Below are 16788 nucleotides of genomic sequence, written 5' to 3'. Positions count from 1 at the left end.
TCATGACACCAGCACCTGTCCTGTCCGTTCGTAACCTGACCACGTCCTTTCTTGTCGATGGCGCATGGAAAAGCGTTGTGCGCAATGTCTCCTTCGATGTCGCGCCGGGTGAAACCGTCGCCATTGTCGGCGAGTCCGGTTCCGGAAAATCCGTCACATCCCTGTCGCTGATGCGCCTCCTTGCCCCGGCTTCCAGCCGTATCGAAGGTGAGGTCCTGCTGAACGGGCGCAATCTTCTTGCACTCTCCGAAAGGGAGATGCGGGGCGTGCGTGGCAACGACATCTCGATGATCTTTCAGGAGCCGATGACGTCGCTCAATCCGATCTTCACGATCGGTCGCCAGATCTCCGAAGTCCTCATCAGGCACAAGGGCCTTTCGAAGCAGCAGGCAAGGGCAGAGACGATCCGACTGTTGGAAAAGGTCCGTATTCCCAATGCCGGCAGCCGTTTCGACGAATATCCGCACCAGTTTTCCGGTGGCATGCGCCAGCGCGTGATGATCGCCATGGCGCTCGCCTCCCGGCCGAAACTGCTGATCGCCGACGAACCGACAACCGCGCTCGACGTGACCATTCAGGGCCAGATTCTCGACCTGATCAAGCTGTTGCAGGAAGAGGAGGGCATGTCGGTCCTGTTCATCACCCATGATATGGGCGTGGTGGCAGAGATCGCCGACCGCACCATCGTCATGTACCGGGGCGACGAGGTCGAGACCGGGCCGACGGAGGATATATTTGAGCGCGGCAAGCACCCCTATACGCGTGCTTTGCTTTCGGCGGTGCCGAGGCTCGGCTCGATGAAGGACCGGCAATGGCCGACGCGCTTTCCGGTTCTCGACATCAAGACCGGCCTGTCGACAGAACCGGTGCAGGTGGCGGAAACGGTTGCGAGCGGACAGACGCCGGTTCTGGCGGTCAAGAACCTCGTGACGCGTTTTCCCATCCGTTCCGGGCTGCTGGCGCGCCAGACGGGCGCGGTTCATGCGGTCGAAAACGTTTCTTTCGATCTTTTCCAGGGAGAAACTTTGTCGCTCGTCGGTGAATCGGGCTGCGGGAAATCCACCACCGGGCGCTCTATCATGCGTCTTGTGGAACCGTCGTCCGGCGACGTGTCGCTCGACGGTTATGATGTGATGCGGCTCGATACGGTGGGGCTGCGCAATATGCGTAAGTCGGTCCAGATGATCTTTCAGGACCCTTTCTCGTCGCTCAATCCGCGCATGACGGTGGGGACCGCGATTTCCGAACCCTTCATCAAGCACAAATTGGGCACTACGAAACAGGCAAAGGAAAAGACGGCCGATCTTCTGGAGAAGGTTGGTCTCACCGCCGATATGGCGAGCCGCTACCCGCATGAATTCTCAGGCGGCCAGCGCCAGCGCATCGCAATCGCCCGTGCGCTCGCGCTTGATCCGAAGGTCATCGTCGCCGATGAAAGCGTGTCGGCGCTCGATGTCTCGATCAAGGCGCAGGTCTGCAACCTGTTGCTAGACTTGCAACAGAGCCTCAACCTCGCCTTTCTGTTCATTTCCCATGACATGGCGGTGGTCGAGCGCGTGAGCCACCGCGTCGCGGTGATGTATCTCGGCGAGATCGTCGAAATCGGTCCGCGTGCGGCCGTCTTCGACAATCCGCAACATGCCTATACGAAGAAGCTCATGGCGGCGGTGCCGGTGCCCGATCCGGCGCGGCGCGGGATAAGACGCGGCATATCCAATGACGAACTGAAAAGCCCGATCCGGCCGATGGGTTATGAGGTGCCGCAGCGAAGCTACAGGACGGTTTCCCCGGGCCATTTTGTTCAGGTGGCGTGAGGCGACTTTTCTACTTCCGAACCGTGCTTAACGCCTGTTGTGAAAAGTGGTTCCGGCGCCGGCGGGAAATAAAATGTTCGCTTCCGCGTCTGTCATATTCTAATTTGCCCGACAAATAAGCTGCCTACCGGGAATATTATTACTGTGACCAATTTTTCGCCGTTCGCTCAGCGAAGCCTTCTCATGCTCGCTGTTGGTGTCGCCATCCTGACCGGAATGGTCGCCATGTCGTTATGGCTGGTGCAGGTGAACAACCGGTACTCTCAGGAAACAGCCGAACTGCGCCGCGTGCGCGCGGCCATCCTCGATGTGCTGACCTCGATGCAGGACATCGAAACCGGTCAGAGAGGTTATCTGCTGACCAATAATGTCGAGTATCTGGGGCCATATGAGGAGGCTTTGGGCCGCCTGCCGGAACGGCGCTCCAGGCTTCTCGATCTATTGAAGGATCGCGATCAATATCGGCAGCCTCTGTCAGATATGGCAGTCGCGATTGACAACAAGCTGGCCGAAACCCGCGAAACCATCGATCTGCAAAAGGCGGGGCGCATCACCGAGGCGGTCGAGATCGTCCGTGAGAATGACGGCAAACGTTTCATGAATGAAATCAGAACGGTGCTGTCGAAGCTGCAATCGGACACGGATGATCGGTTGCGCGTCATCGTCGGCGATCAACTCGAGGCCGCCAACAGGCTGCAATTGGTGACGATCGGCGGTGCCTTCGCCATCATGATCGTCGTCGGCGGTTCGATCCTGCTGGTCTTTACCTATATCCGCGCCCTGAACCGCTCCCGGGAGGATGTGGACGAGCTCAATCGCCATCTTGAGGAACGTGTGGAAGAAAGAACGCGCGACCTTCGCCGCGCCAATCAGGAAATCCAGCGCTTCGCCTATATCGTCACGCATGATCTGCGGGCGCCGCTCGTTAATATCATGGGGTTCCTCGCCGAATTCGATACGTCGCTGAAGCCGGTCTCGGCCTATGTTCTCGCCGATGGCAAGACGCCGCCGGAAGACGTCATCCGCGAAGCGCGGCTGGCCGTCGAGGAGGATATTCCCGAGGCAATCGGCTTCATCCGCTCCTCGACCCGTAAAATGGACCAGCTGATCAATGCGATCCTGAAAATCTCGCGTGATGGCCAGCGAAAGCTGCAACCGGAAAAGGTCGATATAGAAACGTTGCTGTCGTCGCTTTCCGAGACGGTTCGTCACCAGGTCACTGCCAATGGCGGCGAGATCAATGTCGATAGCTCAAAATTGACCGTCTATACGGATCGTATCTCTCTCGACCAGATCCTCGGCAATCTCTTCGACAATGCGGTGAAATACCAGATGCCGGGACGCCCGCTCAAATTGACCGCACGCGCCTATCCGGCCGGACGTGGCGCCATTTCCATCGCGGTCAGCGACAATGGTCGCGGCATTGGCGAGCAGGATCTGGAGCGCATATTCGAGCTCTTCCGCCGCGCCGGCAATCAGGATCAGCCCGGGGAAGGAATTGGCCTTGCTCATGTTCGTTCGCTAATCAGAAATTTAGGAGGTGACATTAGGGTGGAGTCCGAGCTTGGCAAAGGAAGCACATTCACGCTGCTCCTGCCGAGCGACCTCAGAAAAGTGACGAAAGAAGGCGAACAATGAAGGCAACCGGTCAAGAGGTAACGATCGTGATGATCGAGGATGACGAGGGTCATGCTCGTCTCATCGAAAAAAACGTGCGTCGTGCGGGTGTGAACAACGAGATCGTGCCCTTTACGCTGGGTGCAAAGGCGCTTGATTTCATCCTTGGCGAAAGCCGGGATGGCCTTGTCAGCAAGGATCGTTATCTTCTCGTCCTGCTCGATCTCAATCTTCCCGATATGTCGGGTATCCGCATTCTCGAGCAGATCAAAAGCAACGAACATACACGCCGTTTGCCGGTCGTCGTGCTGACGACGACGGATGACGAAACCGAAATCCAGAAATGTTATGACCTTGGCGCAAATGTCTATATAACGAAGCCGGTCGACTACGAAGGTTTCGCCAACGCGATCAAGAACCTCGGCCTGTTTTTCTCTGTGATTCAGATACCTTGAAGGCATGATGGATTTGCGCGTTTTGTATGTTGATGATGATCCAGCGCTGGCGCGGCTTTCCAGCCGTGTCCTTGGTCGTCATGGAATGGAGGTGGTGCATGCCGCCTCCGTCGCCTCGGGGCTCGAGCTATTTCAAAACGAGCAATTCGATGTGGTCGTCCTCGATCACTATTTTCAGATGTCGACGGGAATGGAATTTCTGGCGGCGATCCAGTCGTTACCGGGGCGCGTTCCCGTGCTTTACGTTACGGGATCCAATGAAGCCCAGATCGCGATCGATGCCCTCAAGGCGGGGGCTGCCGACTTCGTCATAAAGAATGTCGGCGACGACTTTTTCCCGCTATTGCGCACCGCGATCAATCAGGCCCTGGAAAACCATCGCCTGCGCCAGACCAAGGAGGAATCCGACCGGTTGCTGGTAAAGGCGAAGGAACACGCGGAAATGATGGTCAAGGAGATGAACCATCGGGTCGCCAACAGTCTTTCGCTGGTCTCTGCGATGATCAGGCTGCAGATCAACACCGTCAAATCGCCGGAAGCCGAGGTCGCCCTGCTGGAAACCCAGAGCAGGATTTCCGCGATCGCCGGCGTTCATCGCAGCCTCTACAATACCGATAATGTCGGCCTGGTGTCGCTCAATTCCTACCTGACGTCGATCATCAGCGACCTGTTTCAGGCCGTTCCCGGTTCGTCCTCCGTCACGGTGGAAACATCGCTTTGCGACGTCAGTCTGAAAGCGGATCACGCGGTGGCGCTCGGCGTCATCATCACCGAGCTTCTGACCAATGCGCTGAAATATGCCTATCCCGATCAGTCCGGCACGGTTCGCGTCCGGCTTTCGGAAGAGGACCAGCAATTTGCTCTCGTTGTTGAAGACGACGGTATCGGCTCGAAGCCCGAGGCAACACCCCGCGGGACGGGCCTCGGTACAAAGCTGATCATGGCGATGGCCCAGAATATTGGCGCGCGTGTTGAACAGACGCATACGCACCCGGAGCTGGGCAAGGGCACGCGTTACGTGATGACGTGGAATGAAAAGCAGTGAGCAGGGCGTGATGTCTGCTCCTGAATGATCTGGCCTGCTCGGGGCGTTCCACACCTTCAGCCATAATCGTTGCCACAGCGGATTTCTCTGTTTTCGTGTTCAGGGTGTTCAGCTATTCGCTGCGAAAACTCGCCCAAAATGGCCATAATTGCGGCTCCGCTGCCACGAAAACACCTCGTTTCATTCACCTGCAGTTCACGGGCAATGGCGCTAAATCACCCCATCCCACAAGGAGGGAAATGAGATGCGCAAGATGATTTTAAGCGCTGGAATAATTCTTAGCGCTTTGTTCGGTAGTGGCGCGAACGCCATGCCCATCGGTCAACCGTCCGCACCCGCGACATCGAATGTTCAAACCGTCGACTATGCCTGTGGACGCGGTTTTCATCTGTCGCCGCGTGGATATTGCCGGCCAAACGGACCGCCACGCTATGAGCGCGGCTGGGACCGGCGTGATCGCTGGGAGGGCCGCCGCGAGTGGCGCGAGCGTCAGGCACGCAGAGAATGGCGTGAGCGGCGAGACTGGCGGGAACACCGCGAATGGCGAGACCGCCGCGACTATTATCGCTGGTAATCGGATCAGGCCCTCTCTCAACCGGGAGGGCCTTTCCTTTATGTCCCTTCCCGTAGCGGACTGCCCCAATCCCCGTCTTTGCATGATGACCCTGTGTCCGCGGTCGAATTGATTCGACCTGAGGAAACCTGCGCCGCAGTTGCGGGTTAACCCATGTGGCTGTCATTCAAAGGAGGAAAACATGAACATCACCAGACGCACAATTCTCGCAGGCGGCGCTGTGGCCGCTGCCGCAACGATTTTCCCCAGGCCGCATGTGGCGCGTGCCGCCCTGCCATTGAAACAGCCGTCCCTTCCGTTTGCGGAGGGAGATCTGGCGCCCGTTATTTCGGCAAAAACGGTCGGCCTCCATTACGGAAAACATCACAAGGCCTATTACGACAAGCTGAATACGCTGGCAGCCAATACCCGCTATGCCGACATGGAGCTTGTCGATATCGTCAAGGAGGCGGCCAAGTCCAAAGAGGCGGCAGATGTCAAGATTTTCAACAATGCCGCGCAGGCCTGGAACCACGTCGCCTATTGGGATCAGTTCGTTCCGGGTGGGCCGAACCGACCGACGGGTGAGCTTGCGACCCGTGTGAACGAGAGCTTTGGCGATTATGAAGGGTTTATCAAACGCGCAGTCGATGTTTCCGACACCGTGTTCGGGACAGGCTGGGTCTGGTTGACGCGCGACGACGCCGATAAACTCGCACTCATTGGTTACGAGGACGGCAATAACCCGGTCGCGGTGGGCCGACCGGCCTATCTCGGCATCGATATATGGGAGCATGCCTATTACCTCGATTATGAGAACCGCAAACCCGAGCATATCCGCGCCGTGCTCGACAGGCTGGTCAACTGGCGGGTCGTTGAAGAACGCATGAACGCTTAGGACGTCACGTCCTCTTGTTTCCCGCAGCAAGGCCAACGGGTTGCCCTCAGGTTCATTTGAGCTACTATGCCCGGCATGGCGGGGAGGCCATGTTTACAGGAGGGTTCATGAATTACCGGTCTTCGAAACGGCGCATGCTGTTGAAACTTGCCGCCACGGCGGTTTCTTTTGGCATGCTGGGAATGACGGCAAGCGCACAGGGCTTTCCCGATCGAACCATTACGCTGGTCGTTCCTTTCGCGGCAGGCGGCTCCACCGATGTGGTGGCGCGGGTCATCGCGCAGAAAATGGGCGATGAGCTCGGCCATCAGATCGTCGTTGAAAATGTCGCCGGCGCCGGCGGCAATCTCGGTGCCGACCGGGTCGCCCGGGCCGAGCCTGACGGCTATACCATCCTGATGGGCACGGTTGCCACCCATGCGCTCAACCCGCTCATTCTCAAAACGAAACCTTACGATCCGCAAAAGGATTTCGCGCCGGTCTCGCTGCTGGTGGTGGTGCCGAATGTGCTGGTCGTCAATCCCAAGCTGAACGTCAACAGCGTCGCGGAACTGATCGCGCTTCTGAAGGCCGAACCGGATAAATATGCCTATGCCTCTTCCGGCAACGGCACGCCGCTGCATCTTTCCGGCGAATTGTTCAAGAGCATGGCTGGTGTCAGCATGCAGCATGTTCCCTATAAGGGGGCAGGCCCGGCGCTCAACGATCTGCTCGGCAACCAGATTTCGATCATGTTCGACAATCTGCCGTCGTCATCCGGCCACATCAAGTCCGGCACATTGAAGGCGCTTGGTGTCACCACCGCCGAGCGCGCCTCATCCTTCCCGGATCTGCCGACCATTGCCGAGACCGTGCCGGGTTATGAGACCTACACATGGAACGCACTCTTTGCGCCTGCCGGCACGCCGGCCGAGGTGGTCGACACGCTGAATGCCGCCGCCAAAAAGGCGCTTGCCGATCCGGCTGTCGCCGCGCGCATGGCGGAGTTCAGCGCCAGAATCGTCGCTTCGTCGCCCGAGGAGCTGAAAAACCACGTCGCGGCCGAAATCGCCAAGTGGGAACCCGTCGTCAAGAATGCCAATGTGCAGATGGATTGATCGGGAACGATAGGCAGGGTCCTGTTCTCTCGTCGCGCAGCCCACCCGGGATGCGCAACATAAGCTCTTGATTCAGAAAAACGTGGCCGAAGCCGTCATTGGCATCGGCCACGGTTGTATTTAGCGCCCTGGCCGATGTGTCGTTTCCGCATCACTTGCCATAAGGTTGCAAAATCCCGCTTGGCAAAAACGGGCTGCTCCGCTACAAAAAAAACATCACCGCGTCAGATCGAACAAAGGGAGGCGTTGCATGACACCAGCATTCACCGAAATCCTCCCGCAGGGAATGACCCGACACTAGGTCATATCCATTCGCGGCCCGCCCCGCGCAAGCGCCATGCGGTTCTGTTTCCCTTCATAGCCCGATTGATCTGACGGGATCATATCGTTTCCCGCCCGGGCTGTGCCATCCAACTTCCGTTTTTGAGGACCGGTTGCCGACCCTTTGGCGCCGTGCTGGTTAAAATGTCTCGCAAGAAGCTCGATTTCCGCGCCGATGCCTATCGCCATGTGCTCGGCTTTGTTTTTCATCATTGGAGCCACCGAAAGGCGCTGGTGGGTTTCATCATCGTGCTGGTCGTCGCCAGCACGCTGGCCGAAGTCATGGTGCCGGTTTTCTCCGGCCAGATCGTTGATGCCATCGCCGGCGGCAACGGGGCTGACAAGGCTTTGCGCGCCTTCGTCATCGTGGTGGCGCTGGGTCTCACCAGCGTGGCGCTGCGCTGGTTCATCTTCAACGGCATCATCAGGCTCACCCTGAAAATCATGGCTGATGTCACCAATAACGGCTTCCACCGGGTGCAGCGTTTCTCCACGGACTGGCATGCCAACAGCTTTGCCGGTTCCACGGTCCGCAAGATCACGCGCGGCATGTGGGCGCTGGATTCCCTCAATGACCTGTTGCTCATCGCGCTGCTGCCGTCCATCACCATGCTGCTGGGCGCCACCATCGTGCTGGGCAGTTACTGGCCGGTCATGGGCCTCATCGTGGGTGCCGGTTCGCTGATCTATATCGGCGTCACCGTGTTGCTCTCCATGGGCTTCGTCTCTCCGGCGGCAAGGCTTGCCAATGCCTGGGATACCAAGCTCGGCGGCGCGCTGGCGGATGCCGTCAGCTGCAACTCGGTGGTCAAAGCCTTCGGTGCCGAAAACCGTGAGGAAACCCGGCTGGGCCATGTATTGGCCAAATGGGACAACCGCACGCGCCGGACATGGCGCCGCGGCACGCTGAGCGGCACCATTCAGGGCTTCATGATGGTGTCCATGCAGGCCGGCATCCTCGGAACGGGTCTTCTCATGTGGCAAAAGGGGCTGGCCACGCCGGGTGATATCACCTTCGTGCTGGCGATGTTCTTCGTGTTGCAGGGCTATCTGCGCAATGTCGGTCAGGATATCCGCAACCTGCAACGCGCCGTCAACGACATGGAAGAGCTGGTGCTGCTCGACAAGATGGCGCTTGGCGTCGAAGACAGGCCGGAGGCCAGGCGCATCAATATCGGCAAGGGCGAGATCGTCTTCGATAACGTCACTTTCCAATATGGCGCGCATCCCACCCCGCTTTATGAGGACTTCTCGGTCACCATCAAGCCGGGTGAGCGTGTGGGGCTGGTCGGCCATTCCGGCTCGGGCAAGACAACCTTCGTCAAGCTCATCCAGCGGCTTTACGACATCAAGTCGGGCGCGATCCGCATCGACGGCCAGAATATCGCCGGCGTCACGCAATCGAGCCTGCGTGGCCAGATCGCCATCGTGCAGCAGGAACCCATCCTGTTCCACCGCACGCTGGCGGAAAACATCGCCTATGGCCGGCCAAACGCCTCGCGGCGCGAAATCGAGCAGGCGGCGAAACAGGCGAGCGCCCATGAGTTCATCATGTCCCTGCCCAAGGGTTATGAAACCATGGTGGGCGAACGCGGCGTCAAGCTCTCGGGCGGGGAACGACAGCGCGTCGCCATCGCCCGCGCATTCCTTGCGGATGCGCCGGTTCTGATCCTGGACGAGGCAACCTCAAGCCTCGACAGCGAAAGCGAAGTGCAGATCCAGCAGGCCATGGAACGCCTGATGGAAGGCCGCACCACGCTCGTCATCGCGCACCGCCTCTCCACGGTCAGGGCGCTGGACCGGCTGCTGGTCTTCGACAAGGGCAATATCGTCGAAGAAGGTGACCATCAGGCGCTGATCCGGCTGAATGACGGCATCTACCGCCGGCTGTTCGAGCGGCAGGCGCTGGAACTGACGAAGGGGCTGGTGGCCTGAGAAACGCTATGCCGAAGGTTGAGGATCGCTTGCCTGTGGTATCGATCTTGCCGGCATGGGGCTGCTCTTCTCGGCGGTGACATTGCGCTTGGCTCGTCTGTGCATCAGATCAGCCAGCCTGTGTCGCGCGACGCGTCCAAAGGATGGGGAAGGTCAAACGGTGAGGTGGATCGGCGCCTGTTCGACGATCGGACCTCGCAACGGCTTGGCCTTCCTCGCTTTTTGCGGTAACCAGACTGAATGATAAAAGCATCGAGTATCACCTGCATCTAGCTCCCGCCGCAGCGCGAGGAGCATTGGGCGAGAAGCCGGCCGGCTTCGCGCTCGGCGTCTGCTTGCCTGAAGGCAAGCGAAAGCGAACACATGCAGTGAGATTACCTCAATGGAAAATTATTTCGAAAGCCCGTTCCGGGGCATCACGCTTGATAAGCAGGTAAAGAACCCGAACCTCGTGGTCGGGAAATACAGCTATTATTCAGGCTATTATCATGGCCACAGCTTCGAGGATTGCGCTCGTTATCTGCTATCTGATGACGGTGCGGATAAGCTGATAATCGGCAGCTTCTGCTCGATTGGTTCGGGTGCCGCCTTCATCATGGCGGGCAATCAGGGTCATCGCAATGAGTGGATCAGCACCTTCCCGTTCTTCTTCATGCCCGAAGTGCCGGAATTTGAGAATGCTGAGAACGGCTATCTGCCGGCTGGCGATACCGTCATCGGCAATGATGTCTGGATCGGTTCGGAAGCGATCATCATGCCCGGCATCAAGATCGGTGATGGCGCTGTCATCGGAACACGAGCGCTGGTGACGAAGGATGTCGAACCTTACGCCATCGTCGGCGGCAACCCCGCCAGAACCATCCGCAAGCGGTTTGATGACGATAGTGTCGCTCTTCTGTTGGAGATGAAATGGTGGGAGTGGCCGGCAGAAAAGCTCAAAGCCGCAATGCCGCTGATGACCAGCATCAATGTCGCAGAGCTTCATCGCTTCTGGCAGTCGGACATTCTGTAAAGCTGAAGCTGCTGGCCCGTCTGATCAGGGCGGGCCAGCATCCCAAGCCCGTGGATTTAATTATCCACGCCCCAAAGTTCCGGGTTCCGTTTGAAGTACTCCGCCAGCATTTCGGTAAGCACCCGCACTTTGCGGGTGGGATGTTGGCTCGGCGGGCGCACGACATATGTGGCCCCCGGAGGGACCGGATAACGTGTCATGATCGGAACCAGTTCGCCGGAGGCCACATAGGCATGCGTGATGCAATCGGGCAGCCAGGCTATGCCGAGACCTGCCGCCGCCGCTGCGGCAAGCGCCGTGGCGCTGTCGGCCTTGAACCTGCCCTGTGGCTGCACCGTGACGATCCTGTCGCCATCCATGAACTGCCAGGGTTCCGTTCCCTGCATGAGGGCCTGATGGTCGGCGATTTGCTCTGTCGTCTCAGGGGAACCATGGGCTTTGATATAAGCCGGGCTGGCGACAAGCTTTCCGTTGATCGGCCCAACGCGCTTCGCGATCAGATTTGAATCCTGGAGGTAGGCACTCCTAATCGCGCAATCAAAACCTTCTGCGATGAGATCGACGAAGCGATCGCTGTAGGAGGTATGGATGTGAAGCTGCGGGTGCTGGCGCGCCATTTCTGCAAGCACGGGGGCGAAATGGCTCGGGCCGAAAGTCAGCGGCATTGAAACCCTCAAACGGCCGCGCAATTCACCAGTGGGGAGGATCGTTTCTCTGGCCGTATCTATCTCGGCGCTTGCCCGGGCAGCGTGTTCCCTGAAGGTGATGCCCGCCTCCGTAAGTGCGGCGCCACGGGTCGTTCGCGCAAGCAGCTGAACGCCAAGGTCCGCTTCAACCCGCAGCAACCGCCGACTGACGATTGATTTGGAGACGCCGAGCCGGCGCGCAGCGGCCGAGACGCCCCCGGCATCCGCCACGGCGACGAATGTCCGGAGATCTTCGATGTCCATTCTGGCGTTCCTCATTTCGCGACACAGCTCGCCAGACTATGGCACTACCGCACCATTAAAAGGAACAGCAAATTGCTTCCAGGCAACGTCGCCCGCTGACGCATGTCTCTCTTGAACCCATCGCCGCCCATGGCGGCAGAGAAAGGAAGTCTTGATGACCCTTCGTAACGGCCTCGATTCTCTTCTTCGTCCCGAAGATTCGGTCCTCGTTCTGATCGACCATCAGCCCTACCAACTAGCAAATCTCAACAGCCACGATCCGCAAGCTGTGGTCAACAACACGACCGCGCTGGCGAAGCTGGCCAAAGCTTTCAATGTTCCGACCATTCTCACCAGCGTGATCGCGGCACGCGGTGGACTTCTATTCAAGCAGATCACCGACGTATTTCCGGGTCAGGAAGTTATCGATCGCACCTGGGTGAACACCTGGCAGGACGAAAATGTGGTGAATGTCGTCAAGGCTACCGGCCGCAAGCAGCTGATCATCGCCGGCCTGTGGACCGAAGTTTGCGTCGCAATGCCCGTGATCCAGGCCGCAGGCGAAGGCTGGGACGTAACCGTCATCACCGACGCTTCGGGCGGCATTTCGAAGGAGTCTCACGAAGTTGCCGTCCAGCGGATGATCTCCGCCGGCGCGAACGTCATGACCGTTATGGCGCTGGCTGGCGAATGGCAACGCGATTGGGCGCGCACCGAGCATGTCGAGGAGCTGACCGAGATTCTCATTCAGCACTTCGCCGGCAGCGGCATCGCCTATCTTTGGGAACAGCAGCTTCTCAACACGCCGGTCGCTGGCTGATCCCAGCTGGCATTGTGAAATTCCGGTGAGGGGCGGAACGATCGTTTGCCGGCCTTCACCACCTTCAACTCATGGCCATCAGCCCTATGTGCACACGTCTTGATGCTGACTCCTGTCCAGACCGGCAATTATTCTTCAAAGCCGCTCTGCGCTTCCGAGATCGTCTTGCAGGTCCCGCCATCCTTCTCGCCAACCATGCGCTTGTCACGAATGACTGAACGTTTGGCAATGTCGATCTCCCACGCCACCGAGCCTTCATTCAGGCTCGCTTTACCACCGGCAAAGGTGCCTTTCTCCATTCTCTGGCTTCCAGAAGCCGGGACATAAACTCCAAATGTCCCGGCGGCTTCGTCGAGAACGAAATTGAACACCTGAGGGGCTCCCTTCGAACCGGCGAACTCGCAGCTAAGGTATGTTGGCGCGGCAAGGGCGCCTGAAACCGAAAAAAGCAGGGCGGCAACGGTAAATCCGGTTCCTGTGATGACTTTCAATTCCTGATCCTCATTCGTGTTTTCTCGCTAGACTAGAAATCGCGCCCTTCCGGCCACCGATCTTTAATGTTGCCTCACCACGCCCCACACCCAGAACCTCATGCGCGCCGCTGTGGCAATGATGGTAGTCAAACACACCATTGCGCCAGGCGCCGCTCCAACCGTTTCGGGAAAACATTACTTCGAATGAGGTGGAGTCGAGCCGCGAGTTCGTTTGCCAATAGATGATAACAGGGAAGGTCTGGTTGTTGGGAATCTGATCGCTTGGATTGAAGATGATTTTTTCGACGTTCATATTACTGCCCCTCGCGCATCTGGCCGTTGTAGCTGTAGTTTCAGACCCGCGTGACGAGTCTAGCCAACTATTTTCGCCGCATCACGGGCGCTGACTTCGCGAAAACTGTCCTTCTTAGTTTTGTGCGGCTATAGCGCGATGACCATCAACGCAGAAAGCTGTAGAAGTTTAGTTCTCGTAGTCAATAAGGTGAGAAACAAAAGCGATGGTTGCTAGACTTCTAGATGAGATCGCCACTAATCCCCCAAAGGAAATCATAGCTCTGATAAAGCTTGTCGGGTTAGCCGCACAGGACGCTCCTTATTGCGAATTTCTTAATAGTAACTCGACCACTTTGGCAGACTTCGATACACGTAAATCACTGCTTGAGATGGGATATTTCGACACGCAAGACTTCCTCCATTTTGTGCATGCTTGTGGGGACGGCGAGGGAACAAGCACTTCAGCCTTGATGCCTTTATTTCGGCGTCTGATTGAGTGGGGACTTGTCGTAGATCAGTCCATGTTCGGCGGCCGTGCTTTGATAAGTCACACTTGGAACAAAGCTAGAATCGCGTTGTTCGTGACACTGCGAATTGTCGACAATATTCTCCTCGGACCCAGCTATGTCGCGCGTAAGTATCGTGGAAGTGTCCCAGCTTTATACGTTCGTCGAGGGGGCGATGAATTTACAGGCACCGGATTTATTGCAACCAATAGGGGCGATGGTGGAAAATGCGTTATCGTTACTGCAAAACATAACGTCGATCCCAATGATAACATCATATTCGTTGGGCTGAATCAGCCTGATGGAAGCATTTTAAAACCGATCAATGGGGAATGGATTTTGCATCCGAAACTTGATTTGGCACTTCTGGAGGTTGAATGCGATGACACTGTCGCACCAATTTTCCCAATAGGCAGTCCATCGGTACTCACGCGAACCATTACTCTCGGCTATCCGGGTATAGCTACAACGGACTCGTCTTACCTTTTGGCCCATGGCGGCGAATTAAACGCCGTCGTCAATACTTACCACGGCGAGGATCGGTTAATCATTTCAAACTTGGTCGCACCAGGAAACAGCGGTGGACCTGTCTTGGACGAAGCGGGGCTGTGTTTGGGAGTTGTAGTCAATTCATTTGAGACCCAACACGAAGGTGGAACAGAAAAGGCGAGCTCTGCCATACCAGCCAGACACGTTTTGGATTTTATCGGTCCCTATTGCCATTGAGTAGCCTTACCGTAACCTTTTGAGGCCGAAAGCGGCCTGATCAGCGCATCAGGCGGCGTCTGCGCTGTCTCTCTTCGGGCTGCCGGCGATTCCTACGGTCTATCTCGAGATGATGCGTGTGCATTTCTTCGTTTTCTTCGGTAGTAGGAGGACGATCGGGGCTGTAGAAGTCGTAGGAAATGCCACGGTAGCGGCGGCCCATCATCGACGCCCACTCGGCCTGGAACCTGTCGAGGGCAGCGCCGTCCCTGCGATCCCGCTTCTCGTTCTTGTAATCTCGGTCCCAAGGCTTGTGCCCATACTCGCTGAACGCGTCGGACCTGCCACCCTCATAGCCAATCATAATCTCCCCACCCATGTGGATATGCCGTGGGTCAGGCATGAACAGATAGCCGTCGCCAAGTTTCCGCCAGTGCGGGTTCTTTAGTTGCCTTTCGGGATACAGCCACTCCTTCTCTGCTGCGGCCACGTATCGGTATGCGCGCTGCTTGGTGACCCAGTTGATCTCGAGAACTTCCTGCTCGGAAAGCATTCGATCCGTCTGGATGGCAAGGAAGTTGAAGATGGTGTGCCGAAAGAACTCTGGATTCGGTCGGAACGCTAAAGCATTTTGGTACGGATTTCTCACCCATGATAGGTTGGTCAGGATGAGAACCCGATCCAGGGAGAGCGGGAAGTAGGTATGCGTCGCGTGGCACCGGATGTCGGGATCGTTGTGGTTCTGGCACCATTGCGACATGGGAAAGCACTCGCGGTTATACACCGTAACCGGGTGGTCGGATATGATGAACTTCGTGGGCGAGTCGGTCGCGTCCGCGATCTGCCATACGGATTCTGTCCATATCGCGCAGTATATGTTCTGCATGCGTTGGAGCTGCATCAACATAAGGTTTCGGTTCCCGGGCTGGGCCATGGCCTGCAGCGTGGCCATCCCCTTAGGTGTCCGAAGTTTCTGGACGCTCATGTAGGGAATAAACGTCTCCAGCATGCCGCCGTTGACGGACGGGTGTTTGAAGCCGCCGAAGTACTCAGTCGCCTTCTTGCCTTCGGAGTCCACGTTGCCGAAGAAGAACTGCTCGATCTCGGTGTTTACGATGCCGCCCCACTCGGTCGTATAGAGATCGTCTTGCGCGAAGCAGCGTTCAGGGCCCCAATGAAGAAGGCCACGGCGAGTGTACGTCACCCCGCCGCTGGTCCGTTTTTCCGGTTTTAGGTCAAGGTACCAGTATTTGTGCTGTCCCGGGAGCATGAATCGACGCTGATACCACTCGGGAACATAGTGGTTGTGGCGATATTGCTGATTCGGTTTGCCGTTCGACATGTGCGAATTATAACTGGGCGGGTGCTCTCGATCACCTATCAGTGATATTTTTCCCCAACAAGTAAAGCCCTAGCAGATATCAGGCGGATTCGTGGACTAAACGAATCCACCATTTAATATCCCAGATCCTAGCGGGGCGATGATGCCGAACTCAAAAGTTGTTTTGATTGTGCTGTCGTGGTTATGGCCTGTATATTTCGAGGTTAGTAATGTATTTTTTTTAATGCTTTAACGACTTTTCTCCCTACCCCTGTTTTTTTGTTTTATGGGAAGGACTTTTTTGTGTCCCCGTTCATCCCCACTCTTTTTGCCTGACCTATAATGCCCCTGTTCCGCGATGAACCGGGAAATGTTCCTGTTTTGATGCGGAGCCGGCGCCGATTGTGAGAGAAGACGTCGCTCTCATATTTCGGGGCCTGAAAGGGAAAGCCCTCTGGCAATGACCGGAGGTGAGATGGAATCTGGTTGGTGGTGAACCTTTCTATTTCTCCGAAATCCATTGGCTGAAGGGCAGTCTCTCTAACAGGCATAAACCGCTGAAGCGGGGCACTGATAAGTGTCATTCATTCCCATAGGCGGCAATTTTCAGTGCCCCGTTGAAATGCCCATCGAGCTGAAAGGCTGATGGAAAGAAGAGATGAAGTTCATAACACGGTCGCAAACGCGTCGCGTGATAGAAAGGTGTGTTTGATGGGTCTTTACGAGATATACGTTCTTGCCGCTCGGGCGGATACTGCCTTGATGAGGAGAAAGCTGGCGCGATCTCTTTATGCCAGGACAAAGCTTCGAAATCGGCAGCTTAAGAAGCAATATTTACACAACCAAAAGGAGAATATGGATTCGTTGACGGATATGAGTAGGGTAGGCCAGATGCGATATGGGCGGCTTCCGTAAATATATATTTATATAATAACCAGCGCGCAAACATATAAAATATATACCGTGGTGAATTATATACGCACACCTGAAGGT

14 protein-coding genes and 1 pseudogene are annotated in these 16788 nt (G+C 56.8%); 11 read left to right on the top strand and 4 right to left on the bottom strand.

Translation table 11 applies throughout. The annotated features are described in order from the left end of the window. The first annotated feature begins 2 nt into the window (after positions 1 to 2). The 9 genes from FY152_14120 to catB all read left to right on the top strand — a co-directional run bounded on the left by FY152_14120 (position 3) and on the right by catB (position 10747). Entirely contained in the window at positions 3 to 1814 is a 1812-nt protein-coding gene (locus FY152_14120; GenBank protein UXS33310.1) for an ABC transporter ATP-binding protein, read from the top strand. A gap of 183 nt (positions 1815 to 1997) precedes the next feature. Next, on the top strand, positions 1998 to 3452 hold the full coding sequence (locus tag FY152_14115) for a histidine kinase (GenBank protein ID UXS33309.1): 1455 nt from the start codon (positions 1998 to 2000) through the stop codon (positions 3450 to 3452). Next, the gene (locus tag FY152_14110) at positions 3449 to 3886 is read left to right on the top strand and encodes a response regulator (protein ID UXS33308.1); all 438 of its coding nucleotides are present in this window, start codon (positions 3449 to 3451) and stop codon (positions 3884 to 3886) included. The genes FY152_14115 and FY152_14110 overlap by 4 nt, the downstream gene beginning before the upstream one ends. 4 nt (positions 3887 to 3890) lie before the next feature. After that, on the top strand, positions 3891 to 4931 hold the full coding sequence (locus FY152_14105; protein UXS33307.1) for a response regulator: 1041 nt from the start codon (positions 3891 to 3893) through the stop codon (positions 4929 to 4931). Positions 4932 to 5175: 244 nt separating this feature from the next. After that, on the top strand, positions 5176 to 5505 hold the full coding sequence (locus FY152_14100; GenBank protein UXS33306.1) for a hypothetical protein: 330 nt from the start codon (positions 5176 to 5178) through the stop codon (positions 5503 to 5505). A gap of 181 nt (positions 5506 to 5686) precedes the next feature. Further along, on the top strand, positions 5687 to 6382 hold the full coding sequence (locus FY152_14095) for a superoxide dismutase (protein UXS33305.1): 696 nt from the start codon (positions 5687 to 5689) through the stop codon (positions 6380 to 6382). 107 nt (positions 6383 to 6489) lie between these two features. Beyond that, positions 6490 to 7479 carry a tripartite tricarboxylate transporter substrate binding protein gene (locus tag FY152_14090; protein ID UXS33304.1) on the top strand — a complete coding sequence of 330 codons (990 nt, stop codon included), beginning with the start codon at positions 6490 to 6492 and terminating at the stop codon, positions 7477 to 7479. Positions 7480 to 7944: 465 nt separating this feature from the next. Beyond that, complete coding sequence (locus tag FY152_14085; GenBank protein ID UXS33303.1) at positions 7945 to 9735, top strand: ABC transporter ATP-binding protein; 1791 nt, start codon at positions 7945 to 7947, stop codon at positions 9733 to 9735. A 382-nt stretch (positions 9736 to 10117) separates the two neighbouring features. Beyond that, the gene (catB, locus tag FY152_14080) at positions 10118 to 10747 is read left to right on the top strand and encodes a type B chloramphenicol O-acetyltransferase (protein ID UXS33302.1); all 630 of its coding nucleotides are present in this window, start codon (positions 10118 to 10120) and stop codon (positions 10745 to 10747) included. A gap of 56 nt (positions 10748 to 10803) precedes the next feature. Here catB and FY152_14075 read toward each other — a convergent pair whose 3' ends face one another. Further along, on the bottom strand, positions 10804 to 11697 hold the full coding sequence (locus FY152_14075) for a LysR family transcriptional regulator (protein UXS33301.1): 894 nt from the start codon (positions 11695 to 11697) through the stop codon (positions 10804 to 10806). A gap of 154 nt (positions 11698 to 11851) precedes the next feature. Here FY152_14075 and FY152_14070 point away from each other — a divergent pair, with 154 nt between their 5' ends. Beyond that, positions 11852 to 12496, top strand: coding sequence for a hydrolase (locus FY152_14070; protein UXS33300.1), 645 nt, complete (start codon positions 11852 to 11854; stop codon positions 12494 to 12496). Between the two features lie 128 nt (positions 12497 to 12624). On the opposite strand, the gene FY152_14065 is transcribed toward FY152_14070, so the two are convergent. Next, the gene (locus tag FY152_14065) at positions 12625 to 12987 is read right to left on the bottom strand and encodes a hypothetical protein (protein ID UXS33293.1); all 363 of its coding nucleotides are present in this window, start codon (positions 12985 to 12987) and stop codon (positions 12625 to 12627) included. A 52-nt stretch (positions 12988 to 13039) separates the two neighbouring features. Then, positions 13040 to 13282, bottom strand: a pseudogene (locus FY152_14060) (cupin). A 205-nt stretch (positions 13283 to 13487) separates the two neighbouring features. Here FY152_14060 and FY152_14055 point away from each other — a divergent pair. Next, complete coding sequence (locus tag FY152_14055) at positions 13488 to 14495, top strand: trypsin-like peptidase domain-containing protein (protein ID UXS33299.1); 1008 nt, start codon at positions 13488 to 13490, stop codon at positions 14493 to 14495. A gap of 40 nt (positions 14496 to 14535) precedes the next feature. On the opposite strand, the gene FY152_14050 is transcribed toward FY152_14055, so the two are convergent. After that, on the bottom strand, positions 14536 to 15816 hold the full coding sequence (locus FY152_14050) for a DUF4238 domain-containing protein (protein UXS33298.1): 1281 nt from the start codon (positions 15814 to 15816) through the stop codon (positions 14536 to 14538). Between the last annotated feature and the right edge of the window lie 972 nt (positions 15817 to 16788).

Origin of the sequence: Agrobacterium tumefaciens (assembly GCA_025560025.1) — a bacterium.
In the GTDB taxonomy this organism is placed as follows: Bacteria; Pseudomonadota; Alphaproteobacteria; order Rhizobiales; family Rhizobiaceae; genus Agrobacterium.
The sequence above is the reverse complement of the archived record's forward strand: the minus strand, read 5'-3'. Positions and strand labels throughout refer to the sequence as shown.